This is a genomic window from Xenorhabdus aichiensis, assembly GCF_028598775.1.
In the GTDB taxonomy this organism is placed as follows: domain Bacteria; phylum Pseudomonadota; class Gammaproteobacteria; order Enterobacterales; family Enterobacteriaceae; genus Xenorhabdus; species Xenorhabdus bovienii.
This window is the reverse complement of sequence record NZ_JAQRFO010000017.1, coordinates 17994-35075: the sequence shown is the minus strand read 5'-3', so window position 1 is coordinate 35075 and position 17082 is coordinate 17994. Positions and strand designations below refer to the sequence as shown.

Sequence of the window (17082 nt, the reverse complement as noted above, 5' to 3'; positions counted from 1 at the left end):
TGATTTCTTATTGCTGCATAGTAGAAACCATTCTGATGCTATTACCGTAATAAATGCTATTTCATGATATCTTCCCCATACCTCAAAAAAAAGACCCAGCCAAAAACGGCTGAGTCTTCAATGAAGTTTTATTAAGATTATGCCCTACATAACGCTTTTCGCCTGCTGAACGATATCAATCACTGGTTGTGGCCAAATACCGAGGATCAACACCAGCAACCCAGAGATCAACACAACGATCCCACCTGAAGTCAACGCCCAGTTGCTTGGCGTATCGCGATTCAGTGTCTTCGGTGCAGGCAGATACAGACTAACCATCACTCGCAGGTAATAGTAAAGGCCAATGGCACTACCCAGCACGACAGCCCCCGTCAGCCACCACAATTCTGCTTCTACGGCCGTAGCGATAACATAGAATTTACCGATAAACCCGAATGTTAACGGTATTCCTGCCAGAGACAGCATCATGGTGGTCATGACTGCTGACAGAATCGGTTTATGCCAGAACAAGCCACGGTATGAGTACAGTGAGTCAGCATCTGGCCCTCGGTATGGACTGGACATCAGGCTGACTACCCCAAATGCACCGATGCTGGCAAACAGGTAACCCGCCAAATAAATACCCGCCGTTTCTTCTGCCAATGTGTGACTTCGAATGGCAACCAAGACCACCAGCAAGTAACCCAAGTGCGCAATCGATGAGTAACCAAGCAGACGCTTGATATTACTTTGTGTCAGTGCCAGCAAGTTACCAAACAGGATGGAAGCAATTGCCATCACGGTCAGCACAATGCGCAGCGTTTCACTTTCAGCCACAGGTGCTTCGAGGAATAAACGCATTATCACCGCAAAGATAGCGACTTTGCTTGCTGTCGCCAGAAAAGTCGATACAGGTGCCGGGGCGCCTTGATAGACGTCTGGTGTCCAAAGTTGGAAAGGTACGAGGGAAAGTTTGAAACCCAGCCCCACAAGCATCATTCCCAGCCCTGCCAAGATCAGCGGTTCATGCAGTTGACTATCACTCAGGCTTCTACCCAGTGACGCAAAGGACAAGTCACCTGATTCTGCGTACAACAGTGCAATACCGAATAGCAGGAACGAGGACGCCGCTGCGGACAGCAGCATATATTTAATACTCGCTTCCAGTGAACGTTTCTGGCGGTACGCATAACCAATCAAGCCGAATAATGGCAGGGTAATCAATTCAATACCGATAAACAGTGATGCCATGTGGTTAGCAGAAGAAAGCAGAATTCCTCCGGCAGCCGCAATCAGCACCAACAGATAAAATTCTTCTTTGTTATCGGGATAATTCTCCAGCCATGAGTAAGCAAATGTGGTCGTTGCAAGGCTCGCAATCAGCACAAGGCCGGTATAAAACATTGCAAATCTATCCACATGAATCAGTGGCGTGACATCCATCGGCTCCTGCTGTCCAACAAAATAGAGGGAAAGCAGGGCTAGATTCAGACCAATTACCGTTAAGGTGAAATTGATCAAATGATCGCGTCGCCACGCAATGGACAGCATCACAACCACCACCGTCAATCCGACGATCAATAGCGGCAACAGTGCGATCAATTGTTCAGAAGTTATTGTCATGGCGAGTTACGGCCTTGTAGTTAAAAGTGAAGCTGAATACCAATTTTGGATGTTACTCATCGCCGCCGCTGAGGTATCAAGGACCGGTTGCGGATAGACACCCACAATCACCAGCAAGACGACCAACAGTAGCAAAATGGAGATTTCACGCACATCCATCCGTTGTAGTGGCTTATCAGTTGTTGGCGTGCCGTAATACGCTTTCTGCATTAAATACAGTGCGTAAACGGAGGCAAAAACTAAACCAAATACGGATACGGTAGTAATAAGGGTGAATTTGCTGAAACTGCCGAACAGGATCATGAATTCACCAACAAAGTTACCGGTTCCCGGCATACCCAGTGTCGCCACAGCGAAAAACAGCGATATCGCAGGCAACAGTTGAATTCTTGCCCACAAACCGCCCATATTACGCATATCGCGGGTATGCAGACGTTCATATAATTGCCCACACACGATAAACAGGCCAGCGGCTGACAGACCATGTGCAATCATCTGGATGACCGCCCCCTGATAAGCCAGTTGGCTGCCGGTGTAGATGGCAATAAGTACGAAACCCATGTGAGAAACACTGGTATAAGCAATCAGGCGTTTGATATCAGTCTGGCTGAAGGCCATCCAGGCACCGTAGAAAATACCAATGACACCCAGCCACATCGCAATCGGCGCAAATTCCGCAGAGGCTTGTGGAAACAGAGGCAAGCTAAAACGCAACAGACCATACGCCGCCGTTTTCAACAAAATCCCCGCAAGGTCAACTGAACCCGCAGTCGGTGCCTGGCTATGGGCATCCGGTAACCAACCATGCAGAGGCACAACGGGCATTTTTACAGCAAATGCGATGAAGAAACCCAGCATCAGTAAGTATTGAACGGTATGTGACATCGGTGTATTCAGCAGTTTTTCATAGCTGAATGACCATTCTCCCGTTGCATCGTGATAAACGAAGGCCAATGCCAGAATCGAAATCAGCATCACCAGACCACTGGCTTGGGTATAGATGAAGAATTTCGTCGCTGCCGTAATACGGGTTTTGCCGCCTGAACCTCTGTGTCCCCACAGAGCGATCAGGAAATACATCGGCACCAGCATCATTTCCCAGAAGAAAAAGAACAGGAACAGGTCGATGGCAAGGAAGACACCCATCACACCGCCAAGTATCCACAGCAGGTTCAGATGGAAGAATCCCTGATATGGCTGGTTTTCATTCCACGAACAGAGAATTGCCATCAAGCCCAGCAGTGCTGTCAAGACCACCATTAGCAGTGATAAACCATCCAAAGCCAGATGAATGGAGATGCCAAAGCGAGGTATCCACGGGATCAGAAATTCTGATTGCCACTGTGGAATGCCCTGTGGGTTGGTCAGCGTATAACCGCCCTGCAACCAAAGTTGCAGGGAAAGCAGCAGAGTCAGCCCCATCGCCAGAAGCGCTATCCAACGCGGCATACGGGTGCCGAAGCGCTCCGTCTGCCAGCACAGCAAGCCGCCGATGAAGGGTAGAAGAATTAGCCAAGGTAGTAGCATGGCGCAATGTGTCCCTTAATTAAATCAAAAGCAGCAGAGCCAAAACCAGCACTGCACCCAACCCCAAAGAGGTAGCGTACCAACGGACTTGACCGTTCTCACTTAAGCCAAGCCCCTTATTGCCCCAACGTGACAATATGGCAGGAATATTCATCAATGAGTTCAAAGGATCATTCTGTAATAGTTGCGTAATGCCTTTGAATGGTTTCACGAATACCCAATCATACAGTGCATCAAATCCCCATGCATGGAACCACCATGTAGAGAAGAAACGCCCCGGTGCACTGTTTGCAGTGGCCTTAACCACAGCACGTTTGCCCAAGTACAACGCTGCTGCCAGCAAGATACCGAGAACAGCAACCACACCAGAAACAATCTCCAATGTCAGTTTGTCGTCATGCCCTGCTGTTGTACTACTTTCCGGCAGAACTCCCGCCAACGGTGGCACAATCAGCGCTCCCACAAAAGTAGAGAGCACCAGCAGTACCGATAGAGGTAAGGTGTGGGTAATCCCTTTGACTGGATGAGCCTTGGTATTTTCTTCACCGTGAAACACGATAAAGATCATGCGGAAGGTATACAGTGATGTCATCAAAGCACCGACAAGCCCCGCCAGCATCAAGTTCATATGACCATTCGCCAGTGCGCCCCACAGAATTTCATCTTTACTGTAGAAACCCGCAGTCAGAAGTGGCAGCGCTGACAGTGCCGAACCACCCACGATGAAGCAGAGATAAACAAACGGAATGCGCTTACTCAAGCCACCCATTTTGAAGATATTCTGTTCGTGGTGACAAGCCAGAATCACGGAGCCAGAAGCAAGGAATAACAGTGCTTTGAAGAATGCGTGAGTCATCAGGTGGAAGATGGCGGCATCCCACGCCTGAACGCCCAGAGCCAGAAACATATAACCAATCTGACTCATGGTGGAATAGGCCAGCACGCGTTTGATATCGGTCTGCACCAGCGCTGCGAAGCCTGCCAGCAGCAAGGTAATAGCACCAATAGTACCAACCAGATGCAGGATATCCGGCGCCATCAGGAACAACGCATGGCTGCGGGCAATCAGGTAAACCCCGGCAGTAACCATGGTGGCCGCGTGGATCAAGGCAGAAACCGGTGTCGGGCCTGCCATCGCATCTGCCAGCCACGTTTGCAATGGCAACTGAGCCGATTTACCCACGGCACCACCCAGAATCATCAAGGTTGCCCAAGTAATCGCCGTAGAGCCTGCTTCGATATGCTGCGGTGCCAATACCGCCAATTCGCGGAAACTCAATGTACCAAGCTGGTCATAAAGGATGAACATCCCAATAGCAAGGAACACGTCACCTACGCGGGTTACGATAAAGGCTTTCATTGCCGCTGCGCCATTGGCAGGCGTTTTATAGTAGAACCCGATTAGCAGGTAACTACACAGCCCCACGCCTTCCCAACCGAGGTACATCAGCAGCATGTTATCCGCCAGTACCAAAACTACCATGCTGGCAATAAACAGGTTGGTATAAGCGAAGAAACGGGAGTAACCTTCTTCACCGCGCATATACCATGAAGCATAAATGTGGATCAGGAAACCAACGCCTGTCACAACACTCAGCATGGTCAGAGATAGCCCATCCAGTACCAGATTAACCGGAATACTAAAGTTATCTGCCGCCATCCAGTTCCACAACGTTTGGCTGTAAACCAGCCCCCCTGTCTCATTTTGAGCGTGGAAATCCATCCCGGCCCAGAATGTGACTAATGCTGCCAGCCCAACAGAAGCACTCCCAATGGTAGCTGACAGATTTTCAGACCAGCGACCACGAGAGAATGCCAATAGTAAAAAACCCAGCAGTGGCAGTAGAATTGTTAAATAGAGTAGGTTCATCCGCGCATCTCACTGACTATATCAATATTCAGACTCTGGCGACGACGGTACAACTGTAGTAACAGTGCCAGACCGATACTCGCCTCGGCGGCTGCCAGAGTAATGGCCAGAATGTACATCACCTGACCATCAGGCTGGAGCCAATAGCTGCCGGCAACAACAAACGCCAGAGCCGAAGCATTGATCATGATTTCCAGCCCGATCAGCATAAATAACAGATTGCGGCGGACAATCAGGCAAACAAAGCCCAATACAAACAAAATAGCCGCCAGAATCAGACCATGTTCTAAAGGTATCATTGTTGGTCCTCCGTACGATTACTGATCACTTCACCCTGACGATTTTCACGGCCAATGTGATAAGCCACTACCAGACCTGCCAGCAGTAACAGTGATGCCAGTTCTACTGCCAGGACATAAGGCCCGAACAGGCTAATGCCCACTTCTTTGGCACTGACCACTTCACCACTGATCTCAGCCGTTGGCAGGCTGCTGATAGCAAAGATCAACACAATCAGCAGCACAGTAGCCAGAATAGCCGGGCCGATCCAAACGCTGAGCTGCAACCATGCCCGCTCTTGCTCGACAACAGATTTACCGAGGTTGAGCATCATCACGACGAAGACAAACAACACCATGATCGCACCCGCGTAAACGATAATTTCCAGTGCACCGGCAAAATATGCGCCCAGTGAAAAGAACACGACCGAAAGTGCCAACAGAGAAGTAATCAGGTACAGCAACGCATGTACTGGGTTAGTGTGCGTTATCACCCTAAGTGTAGCGAGGATGGCAACCAGCCCTGCGACATAAAATGTAAATTCCATGAATATCGCTCCTTACGGCAACAGGCTTTTAACATCGATAGGTTTAGCTTCATTGTCCGCTTCCCCTTTATCTTTGCCATCAATCGCCATGCCTGTCTTATGGTAAAAGTTATAATCAGGATATTTACCCGGTCCTGAAATCAGCAGATCTTCTTTTTCGTATACGAGATCTTGACGCTTGAATTCACCCAGTTCGAAATCCGGTGTCAACTGGATAGCGGTCGTTGGGCAAGCCTCTTCACACAGTCCGCAGAAAATACAGCGCGAAAAGTTGATACGGAAAAATTCAGGATACCATCGGCCATCTTTATGTTCGGCTTTTTGCAGTGAGATACATCCTACTGGACACACCGCCGCACACAAGTTACAGGCGACACAACGCTCTTCACCGTCAGGATCACGCGTCAGAACGATGCGCCCACGGTAACGGGGTGGCAAATAAACCGGCTCTTCCGGATACATTTTTGTTTCGCGTTTATGGAAGGCATGAAGCCCTATCATCCAAATACTGCGTACCTGGGTGGCGAAACCAACCACTAACTCTTTCAATGTCATGGTCCAATCCCCCCCTTTATTGAGCGTTGTATAAAATTACTGCGGCGGTCGCCAGCAAGTTGAGTAAAGTTAACGGTAGGCAGACTTTCCAGCCAAATGACATCACTTGGTCATAACGCGGACGCGGCAATGCAGCACGGATCAGAATGAACATCACCATGAAAAATGCCGTTTTCAACGCAAACCAGATGAAGGAAGGCAATAAAGGCCCATGCCAGCCACCAAAGAACAATGTGACGATTAAAGCAGATACCGTCACGATACCGATATATTCCCCGACAAAGAACAAACCGAATTTCATGCCGGAATATTCGACGTGATAACCATCCGCCAATTCCTGCTCTGCTTCCGGCTGGTCAAAAGGGTGACGGTGACACACCGCCACACCAGCAATAGCAAAGGTCAGGAAACCAAAGAACTGGGGAATGACATTCCACATATGTTGTTGTGAATTGACGATATCCACCATGTTGAAGGAGCCAGCCTGTGCTACGACGCCCATCAGAGCAAGACCAAGGAAAACTTCATAGCTCAGTGTCTGTGCCGATGCACGCATTGCCCCCAACAGGGAATATTTATTGTTGCTCGACCAACCGGCAAACAGCACCGCGTAAACCGACAAACCAGCCATCATCATAAAGAACAGAATGCCGATGTTCAGGTCCGCCACCATCCACGTTGGGCTGACTGGCACGATAGCAAACGCCAGCAGTAACGAGCAGAAAGCAATGATTGGAGCCAGAGTGAAAATAGCCCGATCGGAGAAACGCGGTACCCAGTCCTCTTTAAAAAACATTTTGAGCATGTCAGCGACGAGCTGCAATGAACCGCCCCAACCCACACGGTTTGGCCCGTAGCGGTTCTGGAACAGCCCAAGCAGGCGGCGTTCGCCGAAACTCATGAACGCCCCGCAAACAACAACAACCAGCAGAATGACAACCGCTTTCAGAATAGTAATCAAGACTTCAATCACATCGGGAGTAAACCAACTCATTGTGCAATCCCCCGTAAGTTATTGACTGATTTACCCGCCAGAACAGGTGGAATACCAGGCATTCCCAGCGGCAGGCCAATCTGACCCTGCACCAGATTGCCGCTTAAGCGCACAGCCAGGCGCAATTGTTGACCCGCACAGTCAAATTCCATCATGGAACCTTCTTTCACATTCAGATGTTCAGCATCCTGATGATTCATCATCACATACGGCTCAGGCATACGTTCCTGTATTACTTCTGCACGCTGTGACAATTCTTCACTGCCGAACAGGTGGAAATAAGGCGCGACATACCATTGGTTTTTCTGTGCAGCAAATGCAGCCGGAATGCTGTCAAAGTAGTTCAACCCACCATCGGTCGTTTCAATCAAACGCATACCAGGATCACCGAAACGCAGTTTGCCACCGACTTCCGCCTGGAATTTGTTCCATGCCTGCGGGGAGTTCCAGCCGGGCGCCCATGCAAATGGGATTTGCTGACGTTCGGCAAACGGGCTGTTGTTCCCTTCCATTGAGAAAGCAAATGCCGTGTCAATATCCTGCGGTTGGCGCTGCTCATGGACACTGACATTGGCCAGCATTGCCGTACGGCCACTGTAACGATGAGGTGAACGAGCCAATTTCTGACCACGGATACGGAATGTGGAATCCGGAGCGGCATTGACGATACCTTTGAATTGAGGCATAGCTTTGACACAAGCTTCAATCACATGGTCAAGTTGCGCCCAGTCAGTCTGGCATTGTGTGTAAGTGGTATACAGGGAATGCATCCAGCGCCAGCTTTCCAGCATAACGATAGATTTGTCATAGAATGACGGTTCATAAACCTGAAAATAACGCTGGGCACGGCCTTCCTGATTCACCAGCGTACCGTCACTTTCGGCAAAGCTGGCAGCTGACAGAATCAAGTGAGCCTTATCCATGATAGCAGTACGTTGATGATCAACGACGATCAGATTTTTCAGGCTGCCTAATGCACTGTCAATCTTATCGGCTGCCGCATGACGATAGAGATCGTTTTCCACCACAATCGCGGTATCAGAATCGCCTTTGGCAATACGCTGCAAAGCAACATCCAACGGCTGTGCTTCCATCATCGCCAGACCGAGGCTATTAGCATAAGCCGCAACAAAGGAAAGCCCAACATTTGCGCCTTTGTCTTTCAGTGCCCATGCGATATTGGCCGCCGCCTGAATCAATGCATCACTACCAGCATTGCTGCCACTGATAATCAATGGTTTTTTCGCATCACGCAGTGCCTGTGCAACAATTTCTACCTTCGTTTTCAACTCATCCGGCAGATCATTGACGGCAGGTGCGATGCTGTTCAGGGCATGTGCCACAGCAAAACCAAACCGGGCTTGATCATCCGTTGGTGCACGGTAATTCCATGCTGCAATATCATCCAGTCGGGTATCATCAACGCTGGTTAAAAACAAAGGATATTTGGCGTGCTGACCGATATTCATCACTGCGGCAATCTGCCAATCGGCCACTTTCTGAGCCGCCGCCATTTCACGTGCCTTGCCCTTGACCGCCTGGCGTACAGACAGTGCCATGCGAGCCCCCGTTTGGGTCAGATCTTCACCCAAAATCAACACTGCATCGTAACCTTCAATCTCACGCAGGGATGGAGTATAGACGCCGCCTTGCTGAAGAATTTCCAGCATCATATCGAGTCGGTTCTGTTCTTCCACTGATATGCCGCTATAGAAGTTTTCTGCGCCAACCAGCTCACGCAGAGCAAAGTTGCTTTCTATGCTGGCGCGTGGTGAACCGATACCAATAGCATTTTTGGCTTGGCGCAAAATATCCGCCCCACCCTGCATAACCTGCTCGGCATTCAGTGAAATCCACTGATCACCACGCAGTTGCTGTGGCTGGCGAGGACGATCGTCACGGTTAACATAACCGTAGCCAAAACGACCACGGTCACACATAAAGTAGTGGTTAACGGTGCCGTTGTAACGGTTCTCGATCCGGCGTACTTCACCATAACGTTCACCGGGGCTGGTGTTACAGCCAATACTGCACTGTTGGCAGATGCTTGGCGCAAACTGCATATCCCATTTACGGTTGTAACGCTCTGAGTGGGTCTTGTCGGTAAATACCCCTGTCGGGCAGATTTCAACAAGGTTGCCGGAAAATTCACTTTCCAGCGTACCACTTTCAGTGCGACCAAAATAAACGTTGTCATGCGCACCATAAACGCCAAAGTCCGTGCCGTCCGCATAATCTTTGTAGTAGCGAACGCAACGGTAACAGGCGATGCAGCGGTTCATTTCATGGGCAACAAATGGCCCCAGTTCCTGATTTTGGTGAGTACGTTTGGTAAAACGGTATTTACGGAATGAATGCCCCGTCATCACCGTCATATCCTGCAAGTGACAGTTACCCCCTTCCTCACAGACAGGGCAGTCATGGGGATGGTTGGTCATCAACCATTCCACGACACTTGCGCGAAATTGCTTCGCTTCTTCATCATCAATGGAGATAAACGTGCCTTCTGTCGCTGGTGTCATACAAGACATCACCAGACGACCACGCGTATCTTCCGCGTTCTGATATTGCTTCACCGCACACTGGCGGCAAGCGCCAACGCTTCCCAGCGCTGGATGCCAGCAAAAATAAGGTATATCCAGCCCCAATGAGAGGCAGGCTTGTAACAGGTTATCAGCCCCGTTTACATCATATTCTTTGCCGTCTACATGTATCGTAGCCATAGTCAGCATGCTTCCCAATGGCCTGCCGTGGCAGGCGTTAATCAAAAATTCTGCTTTAGCGAACCGTTCCTGCAAACAAGCCTTACCAACGCTGCTTGAGCAGGTTTGGCTGTATGCCCGCAATCAGACTGGTGTTGCCGTAGTCTTTGGTGACAATTCCCGCTTCAAATTCATCACGGAAATACTTAATAGCACTCTGCAAAGGCTCCATAGCGCCGGGCGCATGGGCACAGAAAGTTTTGCCGGGGCCGAGGAAACGGCAGAGTTGTTCCAAAGTCTCGATATCACCAGGCTGACCTTTCCCGTTCTCAATGGCGCGGAGGATTTTGACGCTCCACGGCAAACCATCACGGCATGGCGTACACCAGCCACAGGATTCACGGGCAAAAAACTCTTCAAGGTTACGGGTCAGAGAAACGATGTTGATCTCATGATCAACGGCCATTGCAAGTGCAGTTCCCAAGCGGCTGCCTGCTTTAGCGATATTTTCAAAATCCATCGGCAGATCAAGGTGATCCACAGTCAGGAAATCGGTTCCCGCTCCGCCGGGCTGCCAAGCCTTGAATTTCAGACCGTCACGCATACCACCCGCATAATCTTCAAGAATTTCACGGGCAGTGGTGCCAAAAGGCAGTTCCCAAACGCCCGGATTTTTGACCCGACCGGAGAAGCCCATCAGTTTGGTGCCGGCATCTTTACTTTTGCCTTCGCTCAGACCGATGTACCACTCTTTACCATGTTCAAGGATCGCAGGGACGTTACACAAGGTTTCAACATTGTTTACACACGTTGGTTTACCCCATACGCCGGACGTAGCCGGAAATGGCGGTTTTGAACGGGGATTCGCCCGACGCCCTTCAAGAGAGTTAATCAACGCGGTTTCTTCACCACAGATATAACGCCCTGCGCCAGTATGAACAAACAGTTCAAAATCAAAACCACTACCAAGAATATTTTTACCGAGCAAACCGGCCGCTTTAGCTTCTTCAATTGCTCTGCGCAGATGTACCGCCGCCTCGACATATTCTCCACGCAGGAAGATGTAGCCGCGATAGGCTTTCAACGCAAATGCGCTGATCAGCATCCCTTCCACCAGCAGATGAGGCAGCTGCTCCATCAGCAGACGGTCTTTGTAGGTTCCCGGCTCCATTTCATCCGCGTTACACAGCAGATAGCGAATGTTCATGCTTTCATCTTTTGGCATCAGGCTCCACTTCAAGCCCGTGGAGAAACCTGCGCCACCACGCCCTTTCAAACCAGCATCTTTCACCAGCGTGGTAATTTCATCAGGAACCATGCCCTTCAGTGCTTTTTCGGCTCCTTTGTAACCACTCTTGCTACGGTATTCATCCAGCCAGACAGGTTGTTGGTCATCACGCAACCGCCATGTCAGGGGATGAGTTTCCGCTGCGCGGATAATTTCTTTCACTCCTGAGTGCGTTGTCATGGATACTGCTCCAGTAGTTTTTCAATTTCTTCTGGTTTCACGTAACTGTGAGTGTCCTCATCAATCATCATGGTAGGCCCCTTGTCACAGTTCCCCAGACAGCAGGTTGGCAACAGTGTGAAACGCCCATCTGCCGTAGTTTGCCCCGGACGAATGTTCAAGTGCGTTTCTATCGCTGCCTGAACACCCTGATAACCTGTGATGTGACACACAACGCTATCGCAATAGCGAATAATGTGGCGCCCTACTGGCTGGCGGTAAATCTGGCTGTAAAACGTCGCCACCCCTTCCACATCACTGGCGGGAATACCCAAAACTTCAGCAACGGCATAGATGGCACCGTCCGGCACCCAACCACGCTGTTTCTGTACAATTTTCAGTGCCTCAATTGACGCGGCACGCGGATCTTCGTAATGGTGTTTTTCCTGCTCGATGGCATCACGTTCTGCGGTACTCAGTACAAACGCACCCTGTGTCTGAGCGTCCGTTACGTTAATCACATCAAGACGTACTTGCTTGTTTGCGTTAAATTCACTTTGCATCGTTAGCGATCCACATCAGACATAACAAAATCGATACTGCCCAGATAAACGATCAGGTCAGAAACCAGACTGCCGCGGATCACCGATGGGATCTGCTGCAAGTGAGCAAAACTCGGTGTACGGATGCGGGTACGGTAACTCATGGTGTTACCATCACTGGTCAGGTAATAACTGTTGATACCCTTGGTTGCTTCAATCATCTGGAATGATTCATTGGCAGGCATGACCGGCCCCCATGACACTTGCAGGAAGTGGTTGATCATGGTTTCGATGTGTTGCAGGGTACGCTCTCTGGGTGGCGGCGTGGTCAGCGGGTGATCAGCCTTGAACGGGCCTTCTGGCATATTCTTGAGACACTGCTCAAGGATGCGCATGCTCTGGCGGATCTCTTCCACTTTCAGCATGACACGGTCGTAACAGTCGCCGTTGTAACCTGTTGGCACTTCAAAATCGAAGTTTTCATAGCCGGAATAAGGACGCCATTTACGCACGTCAAAGCCGATTCCGGTTGCACGCAGACCTGCACCTGTCACTCCCCAGTCCAATGCCTGCTTGGAGTTATAAGAAGCTACGCCTACAGAACGCCCTTTCAGAACACTGTTTTTCAGTGCCGCTTTGACATAGGAGTTCAAACGTTTTGGCAACCAGTCAAGCAGGTCTCGCAGCAGTTTATCCCAGCCGCGGGGCAAGTCATGGGCAACACCACCAATACGGAACCATGCTGGATGCATACGGAATCCGGTAATCGCCTCGACGACATCGTAAACTTTCTGACGGTCTGTAAAGGCGAAGAACACTGGAGACATTGCGCCAACGTCTTGAATGAATGTACTGATATAGAGCAGATGACTGTTAATGCGAAATAGCTCAGACAGCATGACGCGGATGGTTTTCACGCGATCAGGCACATCAATGCCAGCCAGCTTCTCAACGGCCAGCACGTACGGCATTTCGTTGACACATCCTCCCAAATACTCGACACGATCAGTGTAAGGGATATAACTGTGCCATGACTGACGTTCACCCATTTTTTCCGCACCACGGTGGTGGTAGCCAATATCGGGAACACAATCAATGATTTCTTCGCCATCAAGCTGAAGAACAATGCGGAATGCGCCGTGAGCTGAAGGATGGTTAGGGCCGAGGTTGAGGAACATAAAATCCTCATTTTCGGTACCACGTTTCATGCCCCACTCTTCTGGTTTGAAAGTCAGTGCTTCCATTTCCAGATCTTCTTTCTGCTTGGTCAACATGAAAGGGTCAAATTCCGTAGCGCGTGCGGAATATTCCTTGCGCAGCGGGTGTCCTTCCCATGTATCCGGCATCAGGATGCGACGCAAATTCGGATGACCATTGAATGTAATCCCGAACATCTCCCACGTTTCACGCTCATACCAATTAGCATTAGAGTAAATTGACGTGACGGTTGGGACATTCAAGTCTTTTTCATTGAGTGCGACTTTCAGCATGATGTCACGATTACGCTCAATGGAAATCAAGTGATAAAACACCGAAAAGTCTGCCGCAGGAAGCCCCTGTCGGTGAGAGCGCTGACGCTCATCGACACCATGCAGATCAAACAGCATGACATAAGGTTTGGGCAATTTTTTCAGGAACGTTATTACTGCCAGTAATTGTTCTCGCCTAACCCAGACAACCGGCATACCGGTACGGGTAGGCTGGACGGAAAAGGCATCCGGGCCAAATTGACGATTAAGCTCGCTTACGACCGGATCATCAAGGTGATCCCGTGTTTCCCAAGCAGGCAGTGCGCTTTCTTGCGCTATCTGATCTGTCATCATTCTTCACCACAACGCTTGATCAGGGTTTATTGTGATCGCAACACATTGCTCTGGTTACGTACGCTATATGGCTAAAAGCCTTAAATTTCGTCTGGGGTACGCAGGTTTTTCACTGCAATACGTTCACCGCGCTTCCGTTCTCTTTCTGATTGCATATTGGCGCGGTAAACCCCCTGATCGCCGACAACCCATGATAGAGGGCGGCGCTCTTTGCCTATAGACTCCTGCAACAGCAGCAGTGCCTGCATATAGGCTTCGGGGCGGGGAGGACAGCCCGGAATATAAACATCAACAGGGATAAATTTATCGACCCCTTGAACGACAGAATAAATATCGTACATACCGCCGGAGTTTGCACAGGCACCCATGGAAATTACCCATTTTGGCTCAAGCAGCTGGTCATACAAACGTTGAATAACGGGAGCCATTTTGACGAAGCAGGTTCCTGAAATCACCATGAAGTCGGCCTGACGTGGAGATGCCCGCAATACTTCCGCGCCGAAACGCGCAACATCATGAACGGCAGTAAATGACGTGACCATTTCTACATAACAACAGGAAAGTCCGAAGTTATAAGGCCATAGGGAATTCTTTCTTCCCCAGTTCACCATGTCATGCAAAGCATGTTCCAGTTTGCCCATATAGACACTGCGGTGAACATGCTGCTCTAGGGGATCATTGACAAGTTCCTGTTTTTGCAGGGGATAACGGTCATTCTCACCGTTCGGATCTATGCGGGTGAGCGTATAATCCATCTTTATGCCTCGCTATTACTGCATATGACTGTTGTTGGTATGAATGTCAGCACTGGGTTTACTGACTTGACGTTGTGAGCGCGCAGGAGTCCAGTTCAGTGCTCCAATGCGAGCCAGATAAACCAAGCCTGCCAATAACACCAAAATGAAAATACTTGCTTCGGCAAAACCCAGCCAGCCACTTTCTTTGATAGAAACTGACCATGCGTATAAGTAAAGGGCTTCAACGTCGAAGATGACAAAAAACATGGCGACCAGATAAAACTTCGCTGACAGGCGGAGACGGGCGCTGCCGACAGAATCGATACCCGATTCATAAGGTATGTGTTTCGCTCTGCCTTTCGACCTGCCCCCCAGGAAGTATGCACCCAATAACATAAGCGCACACAGACCAAAAGCACCTAGCAGGAAAACTGCAAACGCCCAGTGATGGGCAAAAACTCCAGTGGATGTAGACATACTCGTTGTTTACTCATCAAAAGTGGTGTCAAGATATCTGCTCTTTTTGCCGGCAGTGTTGCACCACATCGATTCATGGGAAGGGATAACAACCAAATATGAAACAGTGCTAATCAATATCATTAATAGCTTGAATCGTCTTGGTTTTTATTCCTCTAAACAATATTTTGCCCGCATGGCAAAAGCGACTACCTATTTATTTACAAACAAAAAACCATTAATTAACAGATTGTGCTTATATATCGCTAAAACGTGTCAGTCGAGTAAAAAACCACCAACGCGCCATAACTAGTTTAACCGATAACTCGACTTTACTACACTATTATCTCAGGAAAAACCTGTCTTTCCACCGCACTACTCAGAGTATTTTTATGATCGAGTGCACAATTTCATTGAAAAATATTCAACACTTGAATGTAATTCATTCAATCCTTAATAAATTATTTCTAAAAAGGACTGTAGAACCGCAATCTAGCAACTATTTCCAAGAGCGAATTTATTTTATCAATTTAGAAAAATGAAAGTTGTTAACAAAACAACATTCCTTTAACTAAAATTCGAAAGAGATAGGAAAATTAATAGGGCATATTTTTGGAGGGAAATATCAGAAATGGAAACGAAAACCTGAAAGAATTATTAATAACAGTTTAGAAACAGGCTAATATCTCCACAAATAAAATGGAAATATTAGCCTATAAAACACGTAATACTTACTCGTCTATATTTTCAACAGAGGATATTTCAACTGATTCATCAATCTCGTCGGTTTCATCAGCTTCGACAGTAGTTACGGTATAAGGTGTTTTCTTATTTTCTATCGCATCAAAAACAGTTAGGACAGATTCATTCTGTTCGTTACTGTTTCGATACAAGAAGAATTGTATTTCTGGCAGGCGTGGCAGCCCTTCACTTTCCCCCAAAATTCTTAGATCTGCATTCTGCATTTCCAGAGGGCGGGCAGTAATGCCAACTTCAGCATTCACAGCTGCCCGAACAGCTGATAGGGAAGCCGCTTCATAAGCAATACGCCATGAAATACCGGCCGTATCCAGCGTATCCAGCGCGATCTGACGGAATGGGTTGGTTTCATCCATTACAACCAACGGTACAGCTTCGTTCGTCTGCAACTGAAAATCAGGCGCACAGTGCCATAATACAGGCGAAGAGCGCAGAGCCGTTTTTGGATGGTGATTAATTTTTGCTGTGGTCAATGCCAAATCAATTTCATGGTTATCCAGCATGCTTTCAATAAACTGAGTGCGTTTGATTCGCACATCAACAGCCATGCGTGGATAGACAGAAGCAATGCGATTTAACAGGAAAGGAAGAAGGGTATCAACAGTATCATCAGATGCCCCTATTCTTAATTCACCGTCAGCATCATTGTACGTCAATGATGCAGTAGCATCGTCATTGGCACGCAAAATCTGACGTGCATAACCAAGAAGTTGAAGCCCATGTTCAGTCAGGAGCTTGTTACGTCCGTGGCGAGCAAACAATTCTCTCCCCACAAGATGCTCCAGACGTTGCATTTGCTGACTCACAGCCGATTGCGTTCTACAAACTGCTGCTGCTGCGGCTGCAAAAGTATTTAAGTCAGCAACGGCAACAAAAGTTCTTAGCAGATCGAGATCGAGGTTTATTATCTGACGATTTGCATTTATCATTGTTTATTCATCACTTTTTTTTGATTTTAATTACTAACTAACCTGGTGTTTTTACTTCAGCAGTATCAAATAAAATAATACCGATTGTGACATTACTCTACTCTATTAAAGAGGGCAAAGGTTTACTGCTTTTTTTTTTACTATCTATATAATCATGGGTTTTAATTTCTCCTTTCTTAACAAAATTTATGCAATCTCCAAATTAAAGCGGAGATAAAACTCTATTTACATCACATAATCACCAATTTCCAGTACAAATATCCTTTTTCTGACTTACCTCAAAGAATAGCGTAACTGAATGAAGAAAATTTAT

The 17082-nt window shown here is 48.4% G+C and carries 14 protein-coding genes; all 14 read right to left on the bottom strand.

The genetic code is table 11. The features are described 5' to 3' along the window. Positions 1-144: 144 nt before the first annotated feature. The 14 genes from nuoN to hexA all read right to left on the bottom strand — a co-directional run bounded on the left by nuoN (position 145) and on the right by hexA (position 16769). Complete coding sequence (gene nuoN, locus PSI22_RS09570; RefSeq protein WP_273579541.1) at positions 145-1602, bottom strand: NADH-quinone oxidoreductase subunit NuoN; 1458 nt, start codon at positions 1600-1602, stop codon at positions 145-147. A gap of 6 nt (positions 1603-1608) precedes the next feature. Further along, positions 1609-3129, bottom strand: a complete 1521-nt coding sequence (nuoM, locus tag PSI22_RS09565) for an NADH-quinone oxidoreductase subunit M (protein ID WP_273579540.1) — start codon at positions 3127-3129, stop codon at positions 1609-1611. 19 nt (positions 3130-3148) lie between these two features. Continuing rightward, on the bottom strand, positions 3149-4999 hold the full coding sequence (gene nuoL / locus PSI22_RS09560; RefSeq protein ID WP_273579539.1) for an NADH-quinone oxidoreductase subunit L: 1851 nt from the start codon (positions 4997-4999) through the stop codon (positions 3149-3151). After that, a complete protein-coding gene (nuoK, locus tag PSI22_RS09555; protein ID WP_012989308.1) occupies positions 4996-5298 on the bottom strand; it encodes an NADH-quinone oxidoreductase subunit NuoK in 303 nt (100 codons plus the stop codon). Before nuoK ends, nuoL begins: the two co-directional genes overlap by 4 nt. Beyond that, on the bottom strand, positions 5295-5825 hold the full coding sequence (gene nuoJ, locus PSI22_RS09550) for an NADH-quinone oxidoreductase subunit J (RefSeq protein ID WP_273579538.1): 531 nt from the start codon (positions 5823-5825) through the stop codon (positions 5295-5297). The genes nuoK and nuoJ overlap by 4 nt, the downstream gene beginning before the upstream one ends. Before the next feature lie 12 nt (positions 5826-5837). Next, positions 5838-6380 (bottom strand): NADH-quinone oxidoreductase subunit NuoI, encoded by a 543-nt coding sequence (gene nuoI, locus PSI22_RS09545; RefSeq protein WP_012989310.1) that lies wholly within the window; start codon positions 6378-6380, stop codon positions 5838-5840. Positions 6381-6396: 16 nt separating this feature from the next. Continuing rightward, entirely contained in the window at positions 6397-7374 is a 978-nt protein-coding gene (gene nuoH, locus PSI22_RS09540) for an NADH-quinone oxidoreductase subunit NuoH (RefSeq protein WP_012989311.1), read from the bottom strand. Beyond that, on the bottom strand, positions 7371-10097 hold the full coding sequence (gene nuoG, locus PSI22_RS09535; RefSeq protein ID WP_273579537.1) for an NADH-quinone oxidoreductase subunit NuoG: 2727 nt from the start codon (positions 10095-10097) through the stop codon (positions 7371-7373). Before nuoG ends, nuoH begins: the two co-directional genes overlap by 4 nt. Positions 10098-10179: 82 nt before the next feature. Continuing rightward, a complete protein-coding gene (gene nuoF, locus PSI22_RS09530; protein ID WP_273579536.1) occupies positions 10180-11544 on the bottom strand; it encodes an NADH-quinone oxidoreductase subunit NuoF in 1365 nt (454 codons plus the stop codon). Beyond that, complete coding sequence (gene nuoE, locus PSI22_RS09525; protein ID WP_038190644.1) at positions 11541-12086, bottom strand: NADH-quinone oxidoreductase subunit NuoE; 546 nt, start codon at positions 12084-12086, stop codon at positions 11541-11543. Before nuoE ends, nuoF begins: the two co-directional genes overlap by 4 nt. Positions 12087-12088: 2 nt before the next feature. Continuing rightward, positions 12089-13888 carry an NADH-quinone oxidoreductase subunit C/D gene (nuoC, locus tag PSI22_RS09520; protein ID WP_273579535.1) on the bottom strand — a complete coding sequence of 600 codons (1800 nt, stop codon included), beginning with the start codon at positions 13886-13888 and terminating at the stop codon, positions 12089-12091. A gap of 80 nt (positions 13889-13968) precedes the next feature. After that, entirely contained in the window at positions 13969-14643 is a 675-nt protein-coding gene (locus PSI22_RS09515; protein WP_038190638.1) for a NuoB/complex I 20 kDa subunit family protein, read from the bottom strand. Between the two features lie 15 nt (positions 14644-14658). Next, positions 14659-15102 carry an NADH-quinone oxidoreductase subunit A gene (locus tag PSI22_RS09510; RefSeq protein WP_038192980.1) on the bottom strand — a complete coding sequence of 148 codons (444 nt, stop codon included), beginning with the start codon at positions 15100-15102 and terminating at the stop codon, positions 14659-14661. Positions 15103-15812: 710 nt separating this feature from the next. After that, on the bottom strand, positions 15813-16769 hold the full coding sequence (hexA, locus tag PSI22_RS09505; protein WP_273579534.1) for a transcriptional regulator HexA: 957 nt from the start codon (positions 16767-16769) through the stop codon (positions 15813-15815). Positions 16770-17082: the final 313 nt, after the last annotated feature.